Below are 21,520 nucleotides of genomic sequence, written 5' to 3'. Positions count from 1 at the left end.
TCAGTCCACGAAAATGACTACTTATAAGTGCCATGGTACGCATATCGTACCCTACAAGGCTTGTCACTTAGCCATTTTTTGGGTTGATATTTGCCTCGTTTCGTTGGCATATTGTCTCGAAATCCGACTTAGTTTTTCAACATAAAAACAATTTATCCTATAATGTTCGGCCTTATGTTCAATCGGCATCTGTCCGATCACTTAAAAAGGATACAAAGAAAAAAATGGCTGTTGAAGCAAATGAATTTAAAAACGCTCTGCAACTTTGGGCTAGCGGTGTGACGGTTATTACAACAAATACCGAACGCTACGGGACGCAAGGCATGACGGCAACTTCTTTTTGCAGCGTTTCGTTGGAACCGCCGCAAATTTTGGTTTGTATCAATGAGAATGCGGATACCGGAGACGGTATTGAAGAAAGCAAGCATTTTGCGGTCAATATTCTCACTGCGGAACAAGAAGAGGTTTCCAATCAATTTGCCGGCGGCGCCAGTCAAGAAGAGCGTTTTGCGAATGTGTCATGGGAAAATGGCATTTGCGGTATGCCGATTTTAAACGACTGCCTCGCAAGTCTGGAATGCAAGGTCGTCGAAAAAGTTAAAGCGGGTACCCATTGGATCATGGTTGGGGAAGTGCAGGATGTCGTGTGCCGATCAGGTTCTCCGTTACTTTATTTCCGGTCGGCTTATCGCAACTTGTCGGAATGAGGCTAGGGCATTGAATACGCCACTGTACGCGGTTGGCGCGATTTGTGTCCAGTAACGATTTCGGTTTTACCTAACTGATTGCTTGGCATACAATTCGTGTGCAGTGTGCAAAGCCGGTTTGATCATTCATGGTGAATTGATTTTACGGCTATACCGATCGACTCTCGTCGTTTAATAATAATTAGGAGGATAGTATGTTTAAAATTCGTTCGCTGGTGACAGCTCTGGTTTTAGCCGGTTCCGTATCGGGTGCTTATGCTTTGGAGGCATTACCTACGAAGGCACCGGAGCCCGCCGATAACCCAACGACTGCTGAAAAAGTGGCATTAGGTCAAATGCTTTATCATGACCCTCGTTTGTCTTCAACGGGTACTGTGTCTTGTGCTTCTTGTCACAACACCATGCTCGGAGGCGAGGATAATCGCCCGAATTCCATGGGCGTAAACGGTCAAACCGGAGGCAGAAGCGCGCCGACCGTTTGGAATGCGGCTTTCAACAAAGTCCAGTTTTGGGACGGCCGCGCGGCGAGTCTCGAAGACCAAGCGGCAGGCCCTGTGACCAATCCTATCGAAATGGGCATGAAAAGTTGGGACGATGTGGTTGACCGCTTGAAAACCATAGAAGGTTATCAGGAGGCGTTTACCAAAGTGTTCGGTGAAAACTCGATCAGCCAGGAAAACGCAACCAAGGCGATCGCCGCTTATGAAAGAACGCTAATTACTCCAAACAGCCCTTATGACAAATATGTCAAAGGCGACAAATCGGCCCTCACCGAGCAACAAGTTCGCGGTCTGAACAAAGCTGCTGAGCTGGGTTGCACTTCTTGTCATAGCGGACCGGCATTTAACGGTGCAGGCACTTATCAAAAATTCCCTGTGAACAGTAACGGTTATTTTGAAGCGCAATATAAATTCAAAAGAGACAAAGGCCGTGCTGAAGTTACCAATAAACCAGAAGACGAACATATGTGGAAAGTACCTACTTTGCGCAATGTAGCGTTAACCGCGCCTTATTTCCATAACGGTTCGGTCGATACTTTGGAGAAAGCCGTTAAATTGATGGGTAAACTTCAGTTGGACAAAGATTTACCGGACGAGGATATTGAAGATATCGTTGCGTTCTTGAATGGGCTGACGGGGCAATTTCCAAAACAAAGCATGCCGACTTTACCGGGTACTCCGGGGCGTGTTGCCAAATAAGCTATTATTTAATTCGAACGTCTAGCTCGGTGCGCTAGACGTTCGCTAATCTTGATAGATCTCTAGTTGATCGATACGCTTATCGATCGCCATCAACATTTCCTGATATTTCGGACTGTAAACCGAGCCGTATTGTTTTTTGAATGCGGAACGGTTGAGGTTTTCCGGAAAATCCCTGACATCCGGCATGAACGCCGTGTAGTCTTTAATTTCAGCCATCGCCTGCTGCAGACGGCGCGCATTTTCCGGGCTCGATACGGCCAATTGGCCGAAACGCATGCCGGCCCGGTTGCCGGCCAAATCGACAAAACTAAACCCGCTGCCGCTTCTTGCGTCGCTCAATTCTTTTTCCATTCCTATCATATTTGCCAAATGACCGCCGCCGGTCGCTGTTAGCGTTGCCGATGCGATGAAATGCTTTGCTAGATCAATTCTTCGATATAAAAATACCGGATATTCAGTGCGCGGCTTGGCAATGATGTTTCTAGGCAGATAGGGCATTGTTTCATGTTTGTTGACATAGCTGTTGATCGTAAAAATCACGATCCGGTTGTCCTTGATAGCCGTCTTGAGGCTGGATCGTTGGTAGGCGAGTTTAAACAGCGGTTGAATTAGATCGGCGAGCGATAAAAGCCAGTCAGGGTCGTGATTATTGATCACTTCGGTCAGTTTTTGTTGATAAAAGATCATCGACTGACGGTCTTTGGCGCGATGCAATAAATCGGCTGTGTGTTCGGCGAAAGCGGGGTCGGTGATATAGGTGAGTCTCAGGCTTTCTTTATTGAAATGAAAATCCAGAATTTGCTCGGTTACCAATATATAGTGCTGTTTCAGGTGGGCATACTTGATCGTTTTTTTAATCAGCCATCCGGCAAGTTCGTCGGCGAAATCGACGCGCCCGATCTTTAATGAGTGAATGTGTGTCGAGCCGTTCGTCTTGGCTAAGTTGAACTGAAGGTTAAGATAATTGCCGAAAAGATTTTTCGGTAAGTGCAGCGATATTTTAAAACCGATCGATGTATCATCAAGTGTCAGTATTGAATTGCTGTTTAGATAGTTATCGAGAATGTAGTTCAGCGCTATGTTCAAATCCCGTTCGTTCAGCTCGATGGTTCTGATGTTGTCGCTAACCGGGCTGCCTTCGAAAATTTGTTTAGCCCGTTCGACATCCTTGTCATTCATTTGCCAATCGGCTCGAACCGAAGGTTCGGGTTCTACGGCATACAGCATGACTATGGCCAAAAGTACCGGCGGCGCGGTGAATAAAGCGAATAAAAAACGGGTAAGCAGTAACATTAAAAGTTAGCAACAGGATAGTTTGAATCCGGCTGCCTTTAAATAATCGGCCTCTTTGTTTAAATCGGCACGGGTCAGCGGCGACTGGTCGAGCCAACCTTCAGGAAAGGTTAATTTCAGTTTGGATTTAACAATTGTTATTGAAAACTCGGGTAATTCAATGTCATTACGATTGCGGTGGAGCAATATCGCAAGTCTCAGCAATATTGTCATGAATGGCGCATATTGTTGCCATGGTTCGGACAGTCCTTCGAAGCGTTTCATTGAAAATTTTCTGCGATGCGATTTAATTAAAACCGACACTATAGCTTGATCCTGTTTGGAAAAACCGGCCAGGTCGGCATTCGCGATGATATAGGCGCCATGTTTATGATATTGGCTGTGAGCGATGTCGCGGCCCATTTCATGCAAGTCGGCAGCCCAATCTAAAAAGTTGATACCGTTTTCTTTGTTATCATCGTCCCGAAAAAGTTCGATTTGTTTCAGCATCGTGTGTAATGTATTTTTGATGCGGTCGGCATGAGCTTGATCGGTGTGATAGCGCTCGCATAGCATGTGCACCGTATCGGAACGGATGTCCCGGTTATAGATGCGCCCCAATAAATCATGGACCAGACCTTCGCGTAATGCGCCGTCGGATACCGTCATTTGTTCGATGCCCAAGGCTTTGAAGGTTGCGGCGACGATCACGGCGCCGCCAGGGAATACCGGCAAGCGTTCCGGGTCGAGTTCCGGTAAATTCAAGTCATTGATATGCTTAACCGACTTGATGCGGTCCATGAGTTTGTCGAGGCCTTCTAAGGTAATGTCGTTATTGCTCCAACCGGTCGCTTCCAGAACCTTTTGAATGGCTCTTAAACTACCCGAAGCGCCGATCGCTTCATCCCAATTCTTATGGTTGTAACTTTTTTGGTGCGGATCGAGTTTTTGCTGGGCAAATAGCAGTGCGTCATTGACCGCTTGTACGGACAGTTTTCCATCCGGGAAAAACAAGTTGCTGACCGACACGCAGCCCATATTCAAGCTCTCTTTAATACGCGGTTTATCGTCTGTGCCGATGATATATTCGGTGCTGCCTCCGCCGATGTCCATTACGAATCGTTTGGTGGCGCTGCTGCTTAAGCTGTAGGCGACACCTTGATAAATCAAGCGCGCTTCTTCGACGCCGGAAATGACATGAATCGGGTGGCCTAAAGCACGCTCGGCCTTGAGAATGAATTGTCTTGAATTCGTTGCGTTGCGTAAGGTGCTGGTGCCGACGCATCGAACGCTTTCGGAAGGAAGATTGCCAATGCGTTGACCGAATCGCTCAAGACATTCGAGCGCTCTTTTTTGTGTGATCAAATCCAAATGATTTTTTTTATCGAGGCCGGACGCCAATCGGACCATTTCTTTGATTCGGTCGATAATATGCATTTTGCCGTCTTTTAGGCTGCATACGATCATATGGAAACTGTTGGAACCGAGGTCCACGGCGGCTACGATTTCGGGTATTTTTTGAGGCACTGTCTTTCCAGTTTAGTCGGCGAAAAGGTTGGGTTTCTGATAGAATTGCATGGTTTTTCTGCCAAATCGAAATATCGACGCCGAACGCGCGTATCGTCATATACTTCGTGCGGTCATGTTTTCGGCTTTTATGGCAATGCTATTTTGTTCGGTAGCAAGGCGCGAAAACAGGCGCATAGCAAGCTATGTAACTGTTTTCGCAAAGCTTCCGCTCCTGCTCACGCCCCTTACCTACATCCATGTAGGTAACGCAGCTACCGGACAAAAGAGCGCGTTAGCTTACCGAAAATGTGGCCGCGCGAAGTATATACGGCAGGCAGGCGCCTAATTTAACTTATTTGCTGGTTTGCGTTAAGTCTTACTTTTCCGATGAATGCCCTATCCATTCGTAATCTCACTAAAATTTATAATAACGGTTTTCAGGCGTTGCAAGGCATCGATCTGGATGTTCAAGACGGCGACTTTTTTGCGCTGCTTGGGCCGAACGGCGCCGGTAAATCTACCACAATCGGTATTATCAGTTCTCTAGTCACCGCAACTAGCGGTGATGTGACGATATTCGATTATGATTTAAAAAAACAACGCGATCTCGCGAAAAGCTGTATCGGCATCGTGCCGCAAGAGATTAACTTCAATCAATTCGAAACGCCGCAGCAAATTGTGCTCAATCAGGCCGGTTATTACGGCATGCCGCGGAAAGAAGCGATCCGTCGCACCGAAACTTGTCTGAAACAAATGGATTTATGGGATAAACGCACCGATGTTTCTAGGCGTCTGTCAGGTGGCATGAAGCGACGATTGATGATTGCCAGAGCGATGGTGCATTCGCCAAAGTTGTTGGTCTTGGACGAGCCGACTGCCGGTGTCGATATCGAAATCAGGCGTTCTATGTGGGAAATGATGCAGGAAGTCAACCGGCAGGGTACGACGATCATTTTAACGACACATTATCTGGAGGAAGCCGAAAGTCTGTGCCGCAATATTGCCATCATCAATCATGGGCGTATTGTCGAGCATTCCGATATGGCCGGCTTATTGGCCCGTTTGCATGTCAATCATTTCGTTTTGGACCTGGCCGCTCCAGTGGTATCGGCGCCGGTGATACCTGGATATCATATCGAACGACTATCCGATTTTTCGTTGGATGTCGGAGTGCCGAAAGAAGAGGGTCTGAATAAATTGTTTGCGTCGCTGTCCGAACAAAACATCCAGGTCGCCAGTCTCAAAAATAAATCGAATCGGCTTGAACAATTGTTTATGGATCTGATCGATTCGACTAAGCAGCAAGGGGCTAGTTAATGAATAGCGCTATTGCATTCAAAACCATCGTGGTGAAAGAAGTGCGCCGATTTACGCGAATTTGGCCGCAAACACTCTTGCCGCCGGCCGTGACGACTGCGTTGTATTTTTTGATCTTCGGTAAATTGATCGGCGATCGTATCGGCCCGATCGATGGGGCCAGTTATATGGAATACATCGTACCCGGAATTATTTTAATGTCGGTGATTAGTCATTCCTACGCGAATGTCGTATCGTCGTTTTATTCGACTAAATTTCAGCGCCATATCGAGGAATTGTTAGTGGCGCCGGTTCCGAATTGGGTAATTTTGGCCGGTTACGTTTGCGGCGGTATCGTTAGAGGCATCATGGTTGGTTTGGTAGTCGCTGCAATTTCATTGTTGTTTACTCAAATCGATGTCGCGCACCCTTGGGTTACTGTTGCCGTATTCCTGTTGACTGCAACTTTGTTTGCGTTGGCCGGCTTTATCAATGCGGTATTTGCCGAGAGCTTCGACGACATTGCGATCATTCCCAGTTTTGTGTTGACGCCGCTAAGCTATCTTGGCGGCGTGTTTTATTCGGTATCGATGCTGCCCGGCATCTGGCAGAAAATTTCGTTGGGTAATCCGATACTCTATATGATCAATGCGTTTCGTTACGGTCTGATCAACGTGACCGATGTCGATATTCAAATAGCATTTGCGATAACCGGCGGTTTTATCGTTTTTCTTACTCTATTCAGTCTGTATTTGTTGCATAAAGGGGTAGGAATAAAAAATTAGGCGTAATTATTCACATCCCCCTATCGTTCCCACGCTCCAGCGTGGGAATGCAGCCCGAGACGCTCTAGCGTCTCGTACCGCTGGAGCGGTAATCAGGCATATCCACGCAGAGCGTGGGAACGAGAATGGCCGGGGAACTGAATACTCACAATTAGGCTGTGTTCGCGTAAATTTGAAGTTACTTCCTTTTGATTGAAAAACCGTCAAAGAATAAAAGGTATGTGATGACGGCGGTCCTCGATAGACATACTCCACACCTTTTGTTTATAGACGGTTTTTCGATCAAAAAGGAGTAGGATAAAAAGCTCTTGTACATTCGCCTTATTCAATTCTTCGACTATCTATGACTTTAATCGACCAACTTAAATCGCAATTACAAACTTTGCCTGCAGAACTTGTTGAAAACGTGCAGGCAAAATTGCAGCAATGGGACGAGCAAAACGCATCATTAACGACTGTTTCGGATTATCCCGAACCATTACTGGCCTCGTGGATTAAGGTTTGGACATCGAGTCTTTTCGTGGCCGATAGCTGTATTCGCTGTCCCAAGATGTTGTTTGATTTGATCGAGTCGGACGAGTTGTTTAAGTCGTATACCGAGACGCAGTATGCCGACAAACTAGCAAAGTTGACGGATGAGAACGAAGCCGGATTGATGGTGTCGCTGCGACGCTTGCGAAATCGGGAAATGGTTCGTATTGCATGGCGTGATCTGGCCGGTTGGGCGACGCTCGAAGAAACCTTGCATGAATTGACATGGCTGGCCGAAGCCTGCATTCGTTATGTCTTGGATTTTTTATATCGGCAAGCCTGCGATAAATTCGGCACGCCAATGCTGGCAAACGGCCAAGCCCAGCAAATGGTGGTGCTCGGCATGGGCAAGCTCGGCGCCTATGAGCTGAACTATTCTTCCGATATCGATTTGATTTTCGCGTTCGCCGAAGACGGGTTTTTAAACGATAGAAAAGAAACCACGTATGGTGAATTTTTTAGCAAAATTTGCCGCAAGCTGGTCAAAATCCTGGACGAAACGACTGCCGACGGCTTTGTGTTCAGAACCGATATCAGGCTTCGGCCGTTTGGCGATAGCGGTCCAGTGATCATGACCTTCGACGGCATGGAAAATTATTATCTGACCCAGGCGCGCGAATGGGAACGCTATGCAATGATTAAAGCCCGTCAGGTTGCAGGTGACGCATACACCGGTCCGCAATTGATGAAGATGCTGCATGCATTCGTGTATCGCCGTTATCTCGATTACGGCGCATTCGAAGAACTGCGTTCGTTAAAGTATAAAATTACGCAAGAATTGCAGCGCAAAGACAGGCTCGACAATATTAAACTCGGTCCCGGCGGCATACGCGAAATCGAATTTATCGGACAAGCTTTTCAATTAATCCGCGGCGGCCAGGAAAAGTCTTTGCAAAATCGACGTATCGTCGAGGTTTTACAGAGGCTAGGCGAGATGGCGTTATTGGCGCCGGACGATGCCGAGCAGTTGATCGGTCATTACCGGTTTCTGCGTGAAGCCGAAAATCATATTCAACAATATCAAGACCGGCAAACTCACGATTTGCCGCAAGATCCTCAGGCTCAACTCATCCTGGCGTATTCGATGGATTTTTCGGACTGGCCGGGTTTCAAGGCGAAGTTGGATGATATTCGCAGGCAAGTTCATGACGAATTCGATCTGGTGTTTTCGCTGTCCAAACAAGATAAAAGAAATCTCGAGGCCGAATCGATTTGGGCGGCGCATGCGGACGACGAAGAGCTTTGTTCGCAATTGGTGGATTTAGGGTTTGGCAGCGCCGAAGAAATGTTGCTTCAAATACGTGAATTCAAAAAATCGCCGGCCGTCAAGCGGCTCACCGCCAAAGGAGCAGCCGTGCTGGACCGCTTGATGCCGCAACTGCTGGAGTCGGTGCGGCAAGTCGAAAATCTGGATGAAACCTTGAAACGTATTTTGCGTTTATTCGAAGCGGTAGCGGGACGTAATGTTTACTTATCGTTGCTCTATGAAAATCCCGAAGCGCTGACGCAATTGGTCAAGTTGTCGGCGGCAAGCCCGTGGATTTGTGATTATTTGGCTCACTATCCGGTGTTATTCGACGAGTTGCTCGATACCCGTTCGTTGTACGAACCTCTGAAAAAGCAAGCCTTGCAAGCCGAACTTGCCGAGATGCTGGCCGATATCAACATTCAAGATACCGAGCAATTGATGATGGTGCTGCGCAAGTTTAAGCATATCAATCTGCTTAGGGTAGCGGCCGCCGATATCATGGGCATTATCCCTATCATGGTGGTCAGCGATTATTTGACCTATATCGCCGAAACAATTGTCGAGCACACCGTTGCGCTATGTTGGCGGATCATGACCGACAAGCACGGCGCTCCGCCGAATACCGATCATGTTTCGATCGGCTTCGGCGTGTTGGGTTTCGGTAAATTGGGCGGCATCGAGCTTGGCTATGGGTCCGACCTCGATATGGTGTTTTTATACGACAGCAAGGATACGCATGCGCTGACCGACGGCGCTAAACCGATCAGTTGTTCGCATTTTTACGGGCGGCTCGGGCAAAAAGTCATGCAGATGCTCAATACGCGTCTGTTGTCCGGTATTTTGTATGAAGTCGATATGCGTCTAAGGCCAAGCGGCAATGCCGGCTTACTGGTCAATCATGTCGATGTTTACGAGGACTATCTGCGCGATAATGCTTGGACTTGGGAACATCAAGCCTTAGTTAGAGGGCGCTTCATCGCCGGCGACCCGACGATAAAAACCGAGTTCGAAGCGATTCGCAAACGAATTCTATGCATCCCCCGGGATCATTATGTCTTGAAAAAAGAAGTGCGCGACATGCGCGAAAAAATGCGTGAAAATCTGGATACGACCAAAGCCGGCGAGTTCGACTTAAAACAAAGCAAAGGTGGTATTGCGGATATTGAGTTTATAGTACAATTCTGCGTTTTAGATCAGGCGGCAGCCAACGAGTCCTTGGTAACCTATACCGATAATATCCGTTTGTTGGACGGCTTGGCGCAAATCGGGACTTTATCGGAGCCGGTTACCGAGCAACTCAAACAGGCTTATTGCTGCTATCGTGATTACGGTCACAAACAAGCACTGCAAGACGATAAAGCCGTGGCTTCGGAAGAGAGTTTTGCGCAATTGAGAGCTCAAGTAGAACGTATTTGGCAACAGGTGATGGATTAATGACAAGCATTTTTCAAGTTGAAGTGGAGACACGATAATGACGATGGACGATAGAGATGGGCTGATTTGGATGGACGGCAAATGGGTAGAATGGCGGGAGGCCAAAGTCCATGTGTTGACGCATACCCTGCATTACGGTGCCGGCGTTTTCGAAGGTTTAAGGGCTTATAAGACCGACCAAGGCACGGCGATTTTTAGGTTGGCCGAACATACCGACCGATTGTTTCGTTCTGCGAAAATTCTCAATATGCCTATTCCTTATGGCAAGGAAGAGCTCAATCAGGCCCATTGCGAAGCCGTTTCTAAGAATGATCTGGAAACCGCCTATATTAGAAGTATGTGTTTTTACGGTTCGGAAGGCATGGGACTTCGAGCCGATAACTTGCAAGTGCATGTCATGATCGCGGCCTGGCAATGGGGGGCTTATCTCGGCGCCGAAAACATGGAGCGAGGCATTCGCGTCAGGACATCCTCTTATACGCGCAATCATGTCAACAGCACGATGTGTAAAGCCAAGGCAAACGGCAATTATATCAACTCGATACTGGCTCTCCAAGAAGCTTTAGCGACCGGTTATGACGAAGCTTTATTGCTCGATCACGAAGGTTTTGCGGCGGAAGGTAGCGGCGAAAACTTGTTTATCATTCGTAACGGTAAAATTTATACTCCGGAAACGACGTCGGCACTCGAAGGCATCACTCGTGATACCGTGATGACGATAGCGAAAGAGCAGGGCTTGGAAGTGTCGGAAAAGCGTATCACGCGCGACGAAATCTATGTCGCCGACGAAGCCTTCTTCACGGGTTCTGCCGCAGAAGTGACGCCGATTCGCGAATTGGACGGTCGGTCCATCGGTAACGGTGTGAGAGGGCCAATAACCGAAAAATTGCAAACGCTGTATTTCGATTATGTGCATGGCAGACGCGCCGACCATCAGGAGTGGTTGAGTTACGTTTAGGATATGGCTATGGCTGCTTAAGTTTCCGATTTTCTATCGTTCCCACGCAGAGCGCACGCCGGAACGCATCAGTACTGCCGGGAGTGTTCCACCTCTCTCTAGGGGAATGCGTACCGATCTTGCCTAGGCAGCCAAGTTATGGGTTCCCACGGAGGACCGTGGGAAACAGAAAAAAACCGAAATTATGATCTTCGACGACTCGACAGGAGGGGATCTTTATCGTTAGTAGCAAACATGCAGAGACGCATACGATTTTCCGACTTACTTAGAAAACATAAAGCAATATGAATAAGCCGTTGACCGAATTTTCGGCCCTATCAGTAAACCTCGGATCTGAAATGCTATGAAAATCTGTCAAATTGTTGCAAGTTCCGGATTCGGGGGGCTTGAAAAGCACGTCATTGAGTTATCTAACGAATTGTCGAAAATCGAGGACGTCACGTTAGTAGCCCCCTCTGATTTGTGCAAATTTATTTCCGAAAGAGTTCATTTCATTCCGTTCGATTTCAGTCGAAGCCGGCACAATCCGCTGATGCTTTGGGATTTACTGACTGTCATCAGGAAAGGCGATTATGATATTGTACATGCGCAAGCCAATAAGGCGGTCTCACTGCTATCGAAACTGAGTCCAGCGATTTCAGCCAAGACTCTCGGTACTATTCATAACGCGAACAGAAAAAAAGGGCGTCCTTTTAAGAACATTGATCATGTCATTGCGGTAAGTAAAGCGGCCGGAAGTTTTATCCGAAAAGAGATTCCGATGACGGTTGTCTATAACGGGATTCGATTGAATCTCGATGAGCAAAAATTAACTAAGCGTCAGTTGATCGAAGAATTTGGCTTGCAGCCGAACAAACCGTTGTTATGTGGAGTCGGAAGGCTAGTGCCGGCGAAGGGCTTCGATTTATTGGTCGAGGCAATGAAACAAGTTGACGCTAATCTGTTGGTCTTAGGTGATGGGCCTTTGAAACACGAGCTTGAATCACAGATTAAACGACTTGAGCTGCAGGATCGTATCAAGTTGTTGGGTTTTCGAAACGATGTTCCGAAAATTCTGTCCGGTGTCGACGGTGTGATTATTTCATCGAGAAATGAAGGTTTTTCTTATGTCTTTGCGGAAGCGGTGTTACTCGGAAAACCCGTTTTGTCGACTGATGTGCCGGTTGCCAATGAGGTGCTGGATAAGGCGCTGATCATGGATGTCAATGTTGAAGCGATTCGTCAAAAATTAGACGAATTGATTTTCAACGAAGACCGTTGGTGTAAACTGATGGAGCCAGTCTGGAAGATCGGTAAGGATGAGTTTACGGTGGATGCGATGGTCGGCAATACGTTAAAGGTTTACAGAAATTTATTAAATTCCGTTTGATAAAGCGTGGATTCAATATTTTTTCTTAACGAAGTTCATGAAGTATTTTTAGAGATTAGCTAAACATTCCCGGCAATTTTTTGGGTGAACGAAATTTCTATATAAATGCTTAACAAGTTATTGAATTAATCTTTTATTCTTCATGATCTTAATGGTGAAATTCTTTTTCTAGAATAATGCATTATCCCCAAAATTTTTACAGCTACACTTTAACTTGAACTCAAGTGACACTACTGATTCTATTGCAAGCCAAATCAAGCGCGCCAAGATTTTTCGCGAAAGCTGAAATAGGGTCCGTCCGATTTCAGCAGCGAAAAATTGCTTGGCGATTATTGCCTTCGGCGGCCCCGATTCGCCCTGCGTCCGTGCCACTACGCCACATCATCGTCAACTCGATGCGGCTCCGTAGCACTCCCACAAATGGCTTGACGCCGTGTCGCGATGCCTTGTATTTTGCCTCCGCCTGCGCTAGTCGCGCAGACTCCGGCAAAACACCCGGCGCTACGGCTATCGGGGACTAAAAATCTTCACTTCGCTAACGCTCCGTTTCCAAGATTTTCAGCGTGAGTTATTTATGTCAGAATACTGCCAGTTTGATTAAATATTGTTGATAGAGCTCAATGTCCTCGTCTTCATTGAAAAGCCGATTGTTAGAAGTGAAAGTCACGAAGCCGGATCGGTTACACATAAACCTGAGCACTACGGCGCGCACGATCATATATCTAATCAACCTTTTTGCAGGTTCTGATTCATGAGCGATCAAAAATATCGAATCGCGGTTTTATTGCCGTTTGCCGAAAACTTTTCGAACGACAAAGCCGGAGCCATTTCGCTCTTTTGTTTCGATCTAAGTAGTTTCAGCCGCTACCGTTCGAGTTTGATTTTTTACGGCAAAGAACTGAATTCATCGCCCCCACAGCATCAATATCGTGGTTTGAAACCCAGGTTCAGAACGATCAAAGGACGCAATATTGGGTTGGCATCGGCTTTTTATCATTCGGTCAAACACAACCCTCCTGATCTGATCGAAATCCATAACCGCCCGCAAGTGTTCTTTTATCTAAAAAGAAAACTGCCGAAGATTCCGATTTCGCTGTTTTTGCATAACGATGCAACCTTGATGAAACCGACGCGCTCGCCGCAGGCCCGAAAAAAATTGTTGGATATGGCAGCTGCCATTTATTGCGTTAGCGATTACATTCGCCAGCGCTTCCTTGAGAATACCGATGTAGACAAAGAATCTGCCCGAAGCAAACTTCATGTCCTCTATAATGGCATTGGTCGGCTTTCAGACTCCCTTACTGATAAACAAAATCTTATTTTATACGCAGGACGCATCGTAGAAGAAAAAGGGGCGCTCGAATTCGCCGAAGCAAGCGCTCTTGTACTGCCTGATTATCCAGACTGGAAAGCGGTAATGATCGGTTCGCAACGACATGGACAGACAGGCCGATTGTCCGAATTCGAAGCGCGAGTCCAAGAATGCCTCAGACCGCTCGGGCCTCAAGCAGAGTTTCTGGGGCATCGCCCCTATGCGGAGGTATTGCAGTTTTTTCAACATGCAGCAATCGTCGCGGTTCCGTCGAAATGGAACGAACCACTCGGGCGCACCGCGATTGAAGCCCTGGCGTCCGGTTCGGCCTTAATTTCCTCTGCAAACGGCGGATTGGCCGAAATCAATAATGGTTGTGGTATGCTTTTAAAAACAGTTAACAGGGATTCGCTGGCGTATGCCTTGAATAGTCTGCTTTCCGATAACGACATGAGAAAAACAATACAGCAAAAATGCTGGGATGCTTTTTCTCAATTTGAACAAAAGCAAGTGAGTTCGATTTTGGATGAGCACCGCGACGCATTATTATTGCCTAAGGACTCTTAAGATGATTTCATCAAAAAATATTTTCTTTGCTTGTTGGTGTTGGCCTCAAAAATGGATCGACCGTATCTTTCTGGCAATGACCTCTCTAATTCCAACTGCGATGATATTCGGGCAAGGATACGCGGATGCGATGTTAACCTTGATAGGTATTGCATTTTTAGTTCGTTCAGCCATTACACGATACTGGGCATGGGCGCGCGAATCCTGGTTTTTATTGGCGATGTTGCTTTGGGTTTGGCTGATTTTCATAAGTTTTTTTGCAGTTATCGATTTTAATGCATCGATCAGCCGCGCATTGTTATGGATTCGCTTCGTCGTGTTTATCGCCGCGTTGAAAGAATGGATTCTGAATGATCAAAAATATCGCAGAACTGCTGCACTATTCATCGCGGCTTGTATTTTCATAACGATCATTTCTCTTTGGAAACAGTTTATATTTGGAGATACCTTGCATGGCATTTCCAGTTCGGACTCGGGGCGACTGAGCGGGCCATTCAAAGACTGGATCGCCGGAACTTTTTTAGCCAAAGTTATTATGCCTGTATTGGGAATTGCGACGGCCGCGATCATAGCTATGATCGACAAACGATCGATACGAATCGGCTTAATCTATTTACTGGCCATCGCGCTTTTAGTCAGTGTATTGATCACCGGAGAGCGCATCGCATTTTTGAGTCTTGCATTGTCCGTTGTCATTTTTTTTGCCTCGTTAAAAAATTTGCGCAGGGGGCTATTTATTCCTATAGCGCTCGGGATCACGCTCGGCAGCGCAGCATTGTCGCTATCGCCATCGATAAAATCGCGCATGATCGATGATACGATCTTTCAACTGGCCAGTTTTTCGGATTCTCACTATGGCATGATCTTTTCGAACGCGGCATCTATGATCGAGGACTACCCTTTGACCGGTGTTGGGCTGAAAAATTATCGACAAGTTTGCCGGCAGGAAGGCTATCGCTGGTTTAAAAATGATCCGGCGAATTGCGGCTTGCATCCGCATAATCCATATCTAGAATGGGCGGCTGAAAGCGGAATTCCGGGGCTCTTGTTATTCATCGTTCTGATGGCTTTGATGATAGTTAGAATGATCAAAGCGCACCGAAATATAACCGTAGATAACTATCCGTTTGCGTTGGGCGCTTTGTTGTCATTGATCCCTTTTTTGTGGCCTCTTATGTCGTCAATGAGTCTGTTCACGAATTGGAACGCGATTATGTTTTGGTATGCGCTTGCCTTCGCTTTTAGCTTCACCCAATCTGTTTCAACAGTAAATCTAGATTCGGCAATTAGTCCACGAAAAACTAAATACTCGAAAAAAAATTATATGGTTACATAACTTGAACTGCCCTTTGATTAATCAGCTTGGAAGGCGAAACTAATTGAATCTTTGAGTGATTTGCGTGTGTTTCGTAGCCTTAAATCCGAACTCGGGCTTCGTCCGGTCTACCATCACAAAGAAGTCCGCGTCGACGGCCATTTGTTCATCACCGTCCTGGCCTATCAGTTTGTGCAAATCATCCGCCGGCAACTGAAAGAACACGGCATTCACGACCGCTGGTCCACACTGCGCGACATCTTGTCCGTTCAGCAGCGCGTCACCGCCTCCTTCCGGCGCGCCGACGGAGGTATTCTGCACATCCGCAAAAGCACACAACCGGAAGCGGAATTAGCACGGATTTACCACACATTGGGCCTTGACCCCGCTTCCTGGAGGTGTACAAAAAACTCTACTATAGATCGAATTTCGCTTAAAAACCGCCCATGTAGTGCCTTACGGTCATTTACGAATCAAGAAGATATTGATTCGTATAGGGTTTTTAGTTTAGGTGCCAAACATGGTCTAGGACACGAACGAATTTACAAAGACAAGACGGTTGAGTCGAATGATATTCGCAGGGGCGGCCTGCTTGAATGCATATCGATATTAGTCGTAATTTTAATAGATGAAATGGTGATAGGCATCGTATCACTCAATAGCCAGCAATTCCCAATTAGGGGATCAAAAAGGGTGTGGGGTGTGCTTGGCGAGGATGTCGGCAGCAGGGAGCTGCCGCCAAGCCCCCATGGATGGGTTTACGGCGTTCCTCGACAGGCATACCCCACATCCTAAGATCGGCGAAAATGCTCAAATTGGGAATTGCTGCCCAATAGCAACGCTTAATCGAAAATGGCTTTTGAAGACTTTCTTGTTCTGAACAAAATCTGACAAATTTTGGCGCACTCCTTCTGGCGCCGTAAAAATTTTGTATCGATGAGTCTATTGCGTGCCCGGTTTTAACTCTATTTCTGATGTCGGTTCCGATATTGATGAACTGCAGACGTGATTGCGGCGATGACGGCCGGGTCGGTAGTTTCATTAGCGGCGGAGGGTATGGATTTGACATTTGCTGAGATGGTAATTGGTCCATCGATAAAGCGCGCGATTAGTGCCGACATTGAATTGACGGCAAAAATCAACATCGCAAGGAACAGAAATACAATCCCCATGCCTATCGCCATTAACTCACCGCCCCTGATTAATATTTCAGTCATAGTTTGTGATTTATCTATAAAGTTACGATCGCGAAATTGTATCATAAGGCCAAGCGACTCGGCGCGGACAAAGCTTTAGCGTTAAATTATTCGGAGAGCACTATGACGGCGACGATAAAAATTATCCAGGATAATATTACCCAACTGAAAGTCGACGCGATCGTCAATGCAGCCAATGTTTCATTATTGGGCGGAGGCGGCGTCGATGGCGCGATACATCGTGCCGCAGGCCCCGAATTACTGGAAGCCTGTAAAAAACTGAATGGCTGTCGGGTCGGTCAGGCAAAAATAACCCCCGGTTTTCGATTACCGGCCCGTTTCGTAATTCATACCGTCGGGCCGGTATGGTCGGGAGGTACCCACGGTGAGGCGCGGCTGTTGGCTTCTTGTTATCGTTCTTGTTTGGATATCGCAGCCGAACAAGGCTTTAAGTCGATTGCCTTTCCTGCGATTTCGTGCGGCGTATACGGCTATCCAATGGACCAGGCTGCAGGAATAGCGATCAATTCGATAGCCGATAATTTGCAAAATTGTGTCGACTTGGAAACGGTTTACTTGGTCTGTTTTGCCGAACCGGTACTTAAGGCTTATCATGAGCAATTTAACCGCATTAAAGGTGTGCTATGACGGAGCCGAAACAAGATCGAGAATTAAGAGAAAAACTGACACCGGAACAGTACAACATCTGTTGGAATAAAGGAACCGAGCCGCCGTTCACCGGAAAATATACCGATTGTAAAGAAGAGGGGGTTTATCATTGTGTTTGCTGCGGTAATCCGCTTTTCGATTCCGATACTAAATACAATTCAGGTTCGGGCTGGCCTAGTTTTTGGGATGTCTTTTCCGCCGACAGCTTAACTCAATCGGAGGATAGCAGTCATGGCATGCGCCGTGTCGAAGTGACATGTAAATCATGTCATGCGCATTTAGGCCATGTTTTCGAAGACGGCCCCGAACCGACCGGTCTTCGTTATTGCATCAATTCGGCAGCATTGGAGTTGAAAAAGAAATGATCGATTCACGTTTACAGGTTCAACAATTACTGGATTTTATCGATACAAGCCCGAGCCCGTGGCATGCTGTAAGCACGGTTGAAAAAGCCTTACTTCCTTACGGTTTCGTTAAGCTGGACGAGACTGCTAAATGGTCCTTGGAACCCGGCGGGCGCTACTATGTCGTTCGCGACGATTCCTCGGTCGTCGTGTTTGTACAAGGGCATCAACCACTCGATGAAACCGGTTTCAAGATTATCGGTGCGCATACCGATTCTCCAGGGCTTCGAGTCAAGCCGAATGCCGCGAATTTATTGGATGGCTATATCAGAGTCGGCGTCGAAGTGTATGGCGGACCGATTCTGGCTACTTTTACCGATCGGGATTTGAGTTTGGCGGGGCGAGTTAGCTACAAGTCCGGCGATGGTATACATACTGAATTGATCGATTTCAAGCGGCCGTTGTTGCGCTTGCCTAATTTGGCGATTCATATGAATCGAGGGGTAAATGAAGACGGCTTGAAATTGAACAAACAACTCGAACTGCCGTTAATACTTTCGTTGTTCGCCGAACAGCAGTTGCCGCCAACCTATTTTTCGGAATTACTCGAACAAGTCGCCGATATCAGGGCGGAGCAATTGCTGGCTTTCGAACTCAATGTCTACGATACGCAGAAAGGTACGTTTTGGGGGGCGGATAATGAATTCTATGCGAACAGCCAGCTGGATAATTTAGCCTCTTGTCATGCCGCGTTAACGGCCTTATTGGACGAAACTGTGCTGACATCGGGTAAAACTTTGGTATGCGCGTTTTTCGATCATGAAGAAATCGGCAGTACGACTTGCAAAGGCGCCGACGGCAGTTTTTTACCGGACTTATTGGGCCGGATTGCATCGAACTTCGGATTGCAAGGCGAGGATTATCAACGCGCCTTGACGCAGAGTTTCATGATCAGCGCGGATATGGCGCATGCCTATCAACCCAATTTTCCGATGTTTTACGAACCCGACCATAAGGTGCTAGTCAACAAGGGACCCGTTATTAAAGTCAATGCCAATCGACGCTACGCCTCGGATAGCGTTTCCGAGGCGATGTTTGCGGGCTGGTGCGAGCGGGCCGGCGTACCGTATCAAAAATATTCTCACCGAAGCGATTTGCCTTGCGGAAGTACCATCGGTCCGATCACGTCAGCCAAATTGGGTCTGCGAACGGTCGATGTCGGTAATCCCATGTGGGCGATGCACAGTATTCGCGAAAGCGCCGGTGTTTTGGATCACGGTTACATGATCGATGCGTTCAAATGTTTTTTTCAATATTGATTCGGCTACGATCGAATTCGACGATGGAGATTTGTCCTGAGTAGATATTGGAAAGCTTATGACTATAGCACTGCCAAATAAATTAGGACATTATGATGCCCTCGATACGTAGTTTGTCGCTTGAGCATAAAATTTCGATGGCGACATTTTTCGCCGCTCTTTGTCTAGTTGTATGCATTTTTCTATTGTGGGCATTTTTTGAACTGGTCGGAATCAAGCAGACGGCTTCCGCTGAATTGGTTTCAGCTGCCGAGAAGATTAGTGAACGCAGCGTAATGGCCTTATCGACGAGTCGCCACGGACCAATCGAGCATGAATTGAAATCGGCCAACCGACTAGGTGTCATCAAATTGGCTTGTGTTTATGATAGTCAAGGGAATGTTTTTTCGAGTTTGGACGGTTCGAAACAATGCCCGGAGTTACATAAATTAGAAAAACAGCATTGGTTACAGGCGGTTGCCCGTGCCCCGATTCAAGTCAATAACGACACTATCGGCTTGGTTTATCTCGTAGGTGATATCTCGGGAATGTTTTGGGAGCAGGTTCATTTTTTCCGTTGGTTCATTATCACGGTATTGGCAAGTATCTTATTGACACTAATACTGAAAATACAGCTATCTCGATTAATCGTTGCGCCGGTCAATCATTTACTCGATACCGTTAAAAAAATAGATGCCGGAAGGAATTATTCGTTTCGCGCCAAAAAGTTCGCCGATGATGAGCTAGGTCAGTTGGTCGAGACCTTCAATGCGATGATTGCAACCGTTCAAACGCAGAATAAAGCGCTGATAGAAGCGAAAAATCGCTATTTACTACTTTATGACGATAATCCCACGATTATTTTTAATGTCGAACCGGACGGACGCATTATTTCCGTCAATAAATTTGGAGCGAGGCAATTAATACATAGCGACCGTCGGCTGCAAGGCGATTTGATTTTTAATTTCGTTCATTTTGATGACCGCACGTTGATGGAAGAGATGTTTGGACTTTGTGTGAAGGATCCGCTCCGGGTGAATAAAATCGAAGTTCGTATGGTTTGTCAGGACAATAGTATTATTTGGGTCAGAGGCGCGGCGAGGGTCATTCAAGCTCAAAATAAAATGAATATTTTATTGGTGTGTGAGGATATAACAGAGGCTCGTAAATTATCCGAGCAGATAACCTATCAAGCGCAACACGATAGCTTGACCGGCCTACTTAATCGAACCGAATTCGATAAACAAATACAACAGGCCTTGCGTTCCGCGCGTAATTCGAGAACTGAGTATGCCTTATGCTATCTCGATTTAGATCAATTTAAGGTCGTAAACGATACATGCGGTCATGTGGCCGGAGACGAGTTATTGAGGCAATTGAGCGTATTGATCAAAAGTCAAATCCGCCAAGATGATTTATTCGCGCGCTTGGGCGGAGACGAGTTCGGTATTTTGATGAAAGGTTGTTTATTGACGCAGGCCGCGATTACCTGTGAAAAAATCCGAAAGGCGATACAAGAGTTTCGTTTTGCTTGGGAAGATAGAACTTTTTCGATCGGCGTCAGTATTGGCATTGCCGGAATCAACAGTATCAGCGGTAATAGCACCGAATCGCTTAAGGATGCCGATGCGGCTTGTTATGCGGCCAAGGAAAAAGGCCGCAATCGGGTACATCTTTTTCGGCCCAATGATCAGGAATTGGCTTCCCGGCAGGGAGAAATGCAGTGGGTCGAGAAAATTCAACGAGGTATCGCTAATCATCAATTTCGCCTGTACGGACAGCCGATCGTGCCTATCGGCCATAACAATGAAGGTTTGCATTTTGAAACCTTGATTCGATACCAAGACGACGCCGGGCATATCGTACCTCCGGGCGCTTTTTTACCGGCTGCGGAACGTTATAATTTGGCGGCCGCCCTAGATAAATGGGTTATTGCTTCGTTATTCGAATGGCTGGCGATGCGTCCCGGGTTTATCGATAAGATGTCGTTATGTTCGGTTAATCTGTCGGGGTTATCGCTATCCGACGAAACGATGCTGGAATATATTTCCAATCGATTTAAGCAATGGGAAATTCCGACAGATAAAATTTGTTTCGAAATCACCGAAACTGCCGCGATTGCCAATTTATCGAACGCAACGCGCGCGATTAATGCGCTGAGAGACCGGGGCAGTTTATTTTCGTTGGATGACTTCGGTAGCGGTTTGTCTTCATTCGCGTACTTGAAAAATTTACCGGTGGATTTTCTCAAGATCGATGGTTTGTTCGTTAAAGACATTGTTGACGATGAGGTCGATTTGGCGATGGTCCGATCTATCAATGAGGTCGGTCATGTGATGGGTAAGAAAACAATTGCCGAGTTCGTCGAAAACGAGCGCATTTTAAAGCTGCTAAGTGAGCTGGGTGTCGATTATGCGCAAGGTTACGGAATCGGCAAGCCGGTATTATTAAAAGACCTTCGATTGATCAATCTGGCCGCTAAGGTTCAATAGCCCCGATCTCTGTTT

17 protein-coding genes are annotated in these 21,520 nt (G+C 46.8%); 14 read left to right on the top strand and 3 right to left on the bottom strand.

The window, feature by feature from the left end:
• Nucleotides 1-224 precede the first annotated feature (224 nt).
• Nucleotides 225-707, top strand: a complete 483-nt coding sequence (locus tag ACRJJO_RS07035; protein ID WP_404355894.1) for a flavin reductase family protein — start codon at nucleotides 225-227, stop codon at nucleotides 705-707.
• 194 nt (nucleotides 708-901) lie between these two features.
• Nucleotides 902-1,906 (top strand): cytochrome-c peroxidase, encoded by a 1,005-nt coding sequence (locus tag ACRJJO_RS07030; protein WP_431065157.1) that lies wholly within the window; start codon nucleotides 902-904, stop codon nucleotides 1,904-1,906.
• 45 nt (nucleotides 1,907-1,951) lie between these two features.
• On the opposite strand, the gene ACRJJO_RS07025 is transcribed toward ACRJJO_RS07030, so the two are convergent.
• Together ACRJJO_RS07025 and ACRJJO_RS07020 are read right to left on the bottom strand one after the other, a co-directional pair.
• Nucleotides 1,952-3,202: a hypothetical protein gene (locus ACRJJO_RS07025; RefSeq protein ID WP_431065156.1), complete on the bottom strand. Its 1,251-nt coding sequence runs from the start codon at nucleotides 3,200-3,202 to the stop codon at nucleotides 1,952-1,954.
• A 6-nt stretch (nucleotides 3,203-3,208) separates the two neighbouring features.
• Complete coding sequence (locus ACRJJO_RS07020; RefSeq protein WP_431065155.1) at nucleotides 3,209-4,708, bottom strand: exopolyphosphatase; 1,500 nt, start codon at nucleotides 4,706-4,708, stop codon at nucleotides 3,209-3,211.
• A gap of 369 nt (nucleotides 4,709-5,077) precedes the next feature.
• Between ACRJJO_RS07020 and ACRJJO_RS07015 the strand changes: the two genes are divergently transcribed.
• The 8 genes from ACRJJO_RS07015 to ACRJJO_RS06980 all read left to right on the top strand — a co-directional run bounded on the left by ACRJJO_RS07015 (nucleotide 5,078) and on the right by ACRJJO_RS06980 (nucleotide 16,301).
• Complete coding sequence (locus ACRJJO_RS07015; RefSeq protein ID WP_431065154.1) at nucleotides 5,078-6,007, top strand: ABC transporter ATP-binding protein; 930 nt, start codon at nucleotides 5,078-5,080, stop codon at nucleotides 6,005-6,007.
• Nucleotides 6,007-6,771, top strand: a complete 765-nt coding sequence (locus ACRJJO_RS07010; RefSeq protein ID WP_431065153.1) for an ABC transporter permease — start codon at nucleotides 6,007-6,009, stop codon at nucleotides 6,769-6,771. The genes ACRJJO_RS07015 and ACRJJO_RS07010 overlap by 1 nt, the downstream gene beginning before the upstream one ends.
• A gap of 343 nt (nucleotides 6,772-7,114) precedes the next feature.
• Complete coding sequence (gene glnE / locus ACRJJO_RS07005) at nucleotides 7,115-9,985, top strand: bifunctional [glutamate--ammonia ligase]-adenylyl-L-tyrosine phosphorylase/[glutamate--ammonia-ligase] adenylyltransferase (RefSeq protein WP_431065152.1); 2,871 nt, start codon at nucleotides 7,115-7,117, stop codon at nucleotides 9,983-9,985.
• A 37-nt stretch (nucleotides 9,986-10,022) separates the two neighbouring features.
• Nucleotides 10,023-10,943 (top strand): branched-chain amino acid transaminase, encoded by a 921-nt coding sequence (locus ACRJJO_RS07000; protein ID WP_431065151.1) that lies wholly within the window; start codon nucleotides 10,023-10,025, stop codon nucleotides 10,941-10,943.
• A gap of 343 nt (nucleotides 10,944-11,286) precedes the next feature.
• Entirely contained in the window at nucleotides 11,287-12,312 is a 1,026-nt protein-coding gene (locus tag ACRJJO_RS06995; RefSeq protein ID WP_431065150.1) for a glycosyltransferase, read from the top strand.
• Nucleotides 12,313-13,063: 751 nt separating this feature from the next.
• A complete protein-coding gene (locus ACRJJO_RS06990; RefSeq protein ID WP_431065149.1) occupies nucleotides 13,064-14,191 on the top strand; it encodes a glycosyltransferase family 4 protein in 1,128 nt (375 codons plus the stop codon).
• Nucleotide 14,192: 1 nt separating this feature from the next.
• Complete coding sequence (locus ACRJJO_RS06985) at nucleotides 14,193-15,527, top strand: O-antigen ligase family protein (RefSeq protein WP_431065148.1); 1,335 nt, start codon at nucleotides 14,193-14,195, stop codon at nucleotides 15,525-15,527.
• 51 nt (nucleotides 15,528-15,578) lie between these two features.
• Nucleotides 15,579-16,301 (top strand): hypothetical protein, encoded by a 723-nt coding sequence (locus tag ACRJJO_RS06980; protein WP_431065147.1) that lies wholly within the window; start codon nucleotides 15,579-15,581, stop codon nucleotides 16,299-16,301.
• A 170-nt stretch (nucleotides 16,302-16,471) separates the two neighbouring features.
• Here ACRJJO_RS06980 and ACRJJO_RS06975 read toward each other — a convergent pair whose 3' ends face one another.
• A complete protein-coding gene (locus ACRJJO_RS06975) occupies nucleotides 16,472-16,723 on the bottom strand; it encodes an OadG family protein (protein WP_431065146.1) in 252 nt (83 codons plus the stop codon).
• Nucleotides 16,724-16,825: 102 nt separating this feature from the next.
• Here ACRJJO_RS06975 and ACRJJO_RS06970 point away from each other — a divergent pair, with 102 nt between their 5' ends.
• The 4 genes from ACRJJO_RS06970 to ACRJJO_RS06955 all read left to right on the top strand — a co-directional run bounded on the left by ACRJJO_RS06970 (nucleotide 16,826) and on the right by ACRJJO_RS06955 (nucleotide 21,505).
• Entirely contained in the window at nucleotides 16,826-17,350 is a 525-nt protein-coding gene (locus tag ACRJJO_RS06970; RefSeq protein ID WP_431065145.1) for an O-acetyl-ADP-ribose deacetylase, read from the top strand.
• Complete coding sequence (msrB, locus tag ACRJJO_RS06965) at nucleotides 17,347-17,736, top strand: peptide-methionine (R)-S-oxide reductase MsrB (RefSeq protein WP_404355873.1); 390 nt, start codon at nucleotides 17,347-17,349, stop codon at nucleotides 17,734-17,736. Before ACRJJO_RS06970 ends, msrB begins: the two co-directional genes overlap by 4 nt.
• Nucleotides 17,733-19,034, top strand: coding sequence for a M18 family aminopeptidase (locus ACRJJO_RS06960; RefSeq protein WP_431065144.1), 1,302 nt, complete (start codon nucleotides 17,733-17,735; stop codon nucleotides 19,032-19,034). Before msrB ends, ACRJJO_RS06960 begins: the two co-directional genes overlap by 4 nt.
• A gap of 92 nt (nucleotides 19,035-19,126) precedes the next feature.
• A complete protein-coding gene (locus tag ACRJJO_RS06955; RefSeq protein ID WP_431065143.1) occupies nucleotides 19,127-21,505 on the top strand; it encodes an EAL domain-containing protein in 2,379 nt (792 codons plus the stop codon).
• The last annotated feature ends 15 nt before the right edge of the window (nucleotides 21,506-21,520 follow it).

The sequence above is a fragment of the Methylotuvimicrobium sp. genome (genome assembly GCF_050611805.1).
Taxonomy (GTDB): Bacteria; Pseudomonadota; Gammaproteobacteria; order Methylococcales; family Methylomonadaceae; genus Methylotuvimicrobium.
The sequence above is the reverse complement of the archived record's forward strand: the minus strand, read 5'-3'. Positions and strand labels throughout refer to the sequence as shown.

Excerpts from the sequence above, each read along its gene's own strand:
- ACRJJO_RS06975 (WP_431065146.1), bottom strand. The coding sequence starts at position 16,723 with ATGACTGAAATATTAATCAGGGGCGGTGAGTTAATGGCGATAGGCATG.
- ACRJJO_RS07030 (WP_431065157.1), top strand. The coding sequence starts at position 902 with ATGTTTAAAATTCGTTCGCTGGTGACAGCTCTGGTTTTAGCCGGTTCC.
- ACRJJO_RS06970 (WP_431065145.1), top strand. The coding sequence starts at position 16,826 with ATGACGGCGACGATAAAAATTATCCAGGATAATATTACCCAACTGAAA.
- ACRJJO_RS06955 (WP_431065143.1), top strand. The coding sequence starts at position 19,127 with ATGATGCCCTCGATACGTAGTTTGTCGCTTGAGCATAAAATTTCGATG.
- ACRJJO_RS06995 (WP_431065150.1), top strand. The coding sequence starts at position 11,287 with ATGAAAATCTGTCAAATTGTTGCAAGTTCCGGATTCGGGGGGCTTGAA.
- glnE (WP_431065152.1), top strand. The coding sequence starts at position 7,115 with ATGACTTTAATCGACCAACTTAAATCGCAATTACAAACTTTGCCTGCA.
- msrB (WP_404355873.1), top strand. The coding sequence starts at position 17,347 with ATGACGGAGCCGAAACAAGATCGAGAATTAAGAGAAAAACTGACACCG.
- ACRJJO_RS07025 (WP_431065156.1), bottom strand. The coding sequence starts at position 3,202 with ATGTTACTGCTTACCCGTTTTTTATTCGCTTTATTCACCGCGCCGCCG.
- ACRJJO_RS07015 (WP_431065154.1), top strand. The coding sequence starts at position 5,078 with ATGAATGCCCTATCCATTCGTAATCTCACTAAAATTTATAATAACGGT.
- ACRJJO_RS07000 (WP_431065151.1), top strand. The coding sequence starts at position 10,023 with ATGACGATGGACGATAGAGATGGGCTGATTTGGATGGACGGCAAATGG.
- ACRJJO_RS06985 (WP_431065148.1), top strand. The coding sequence starts at position 14,193 with ATGATTTCATCAAAAAATATTTTCTTTGCTTGTTGGTGTTGGCCTCAA.
- ACRJJO_RS07010 (WP_431065153.1), top strand. The coding sequence starts at position 6,007 with ATGAATAGCGCTATTGCATTCAAAACCATCGTGGTGAAAGAAGTGCGC.
- ACRJJO_RS06960 (WP_431065144.1), top strand. The coding sequence starts at position 17,733 with ATGATCGATTCACGTTTACAGGTTCAACAATTACTGGATTTTATCGAT.
- ACRJJO_RS06990 (WP_431065149.1), top strand. The coding sequence starts at position 13,064 with ATGAGCGATCAAAAATATCGAATCGCGGTTTTATTGCCGTTTGCCGAA.
- ACRJJO_RS07035 (WP_404355894.1), top strand. The coding sequence starts at position 225 with ATGGCTGTTGAAGCAAATGAATTTAAAAACGCTCTGCAACTTTGGGCT.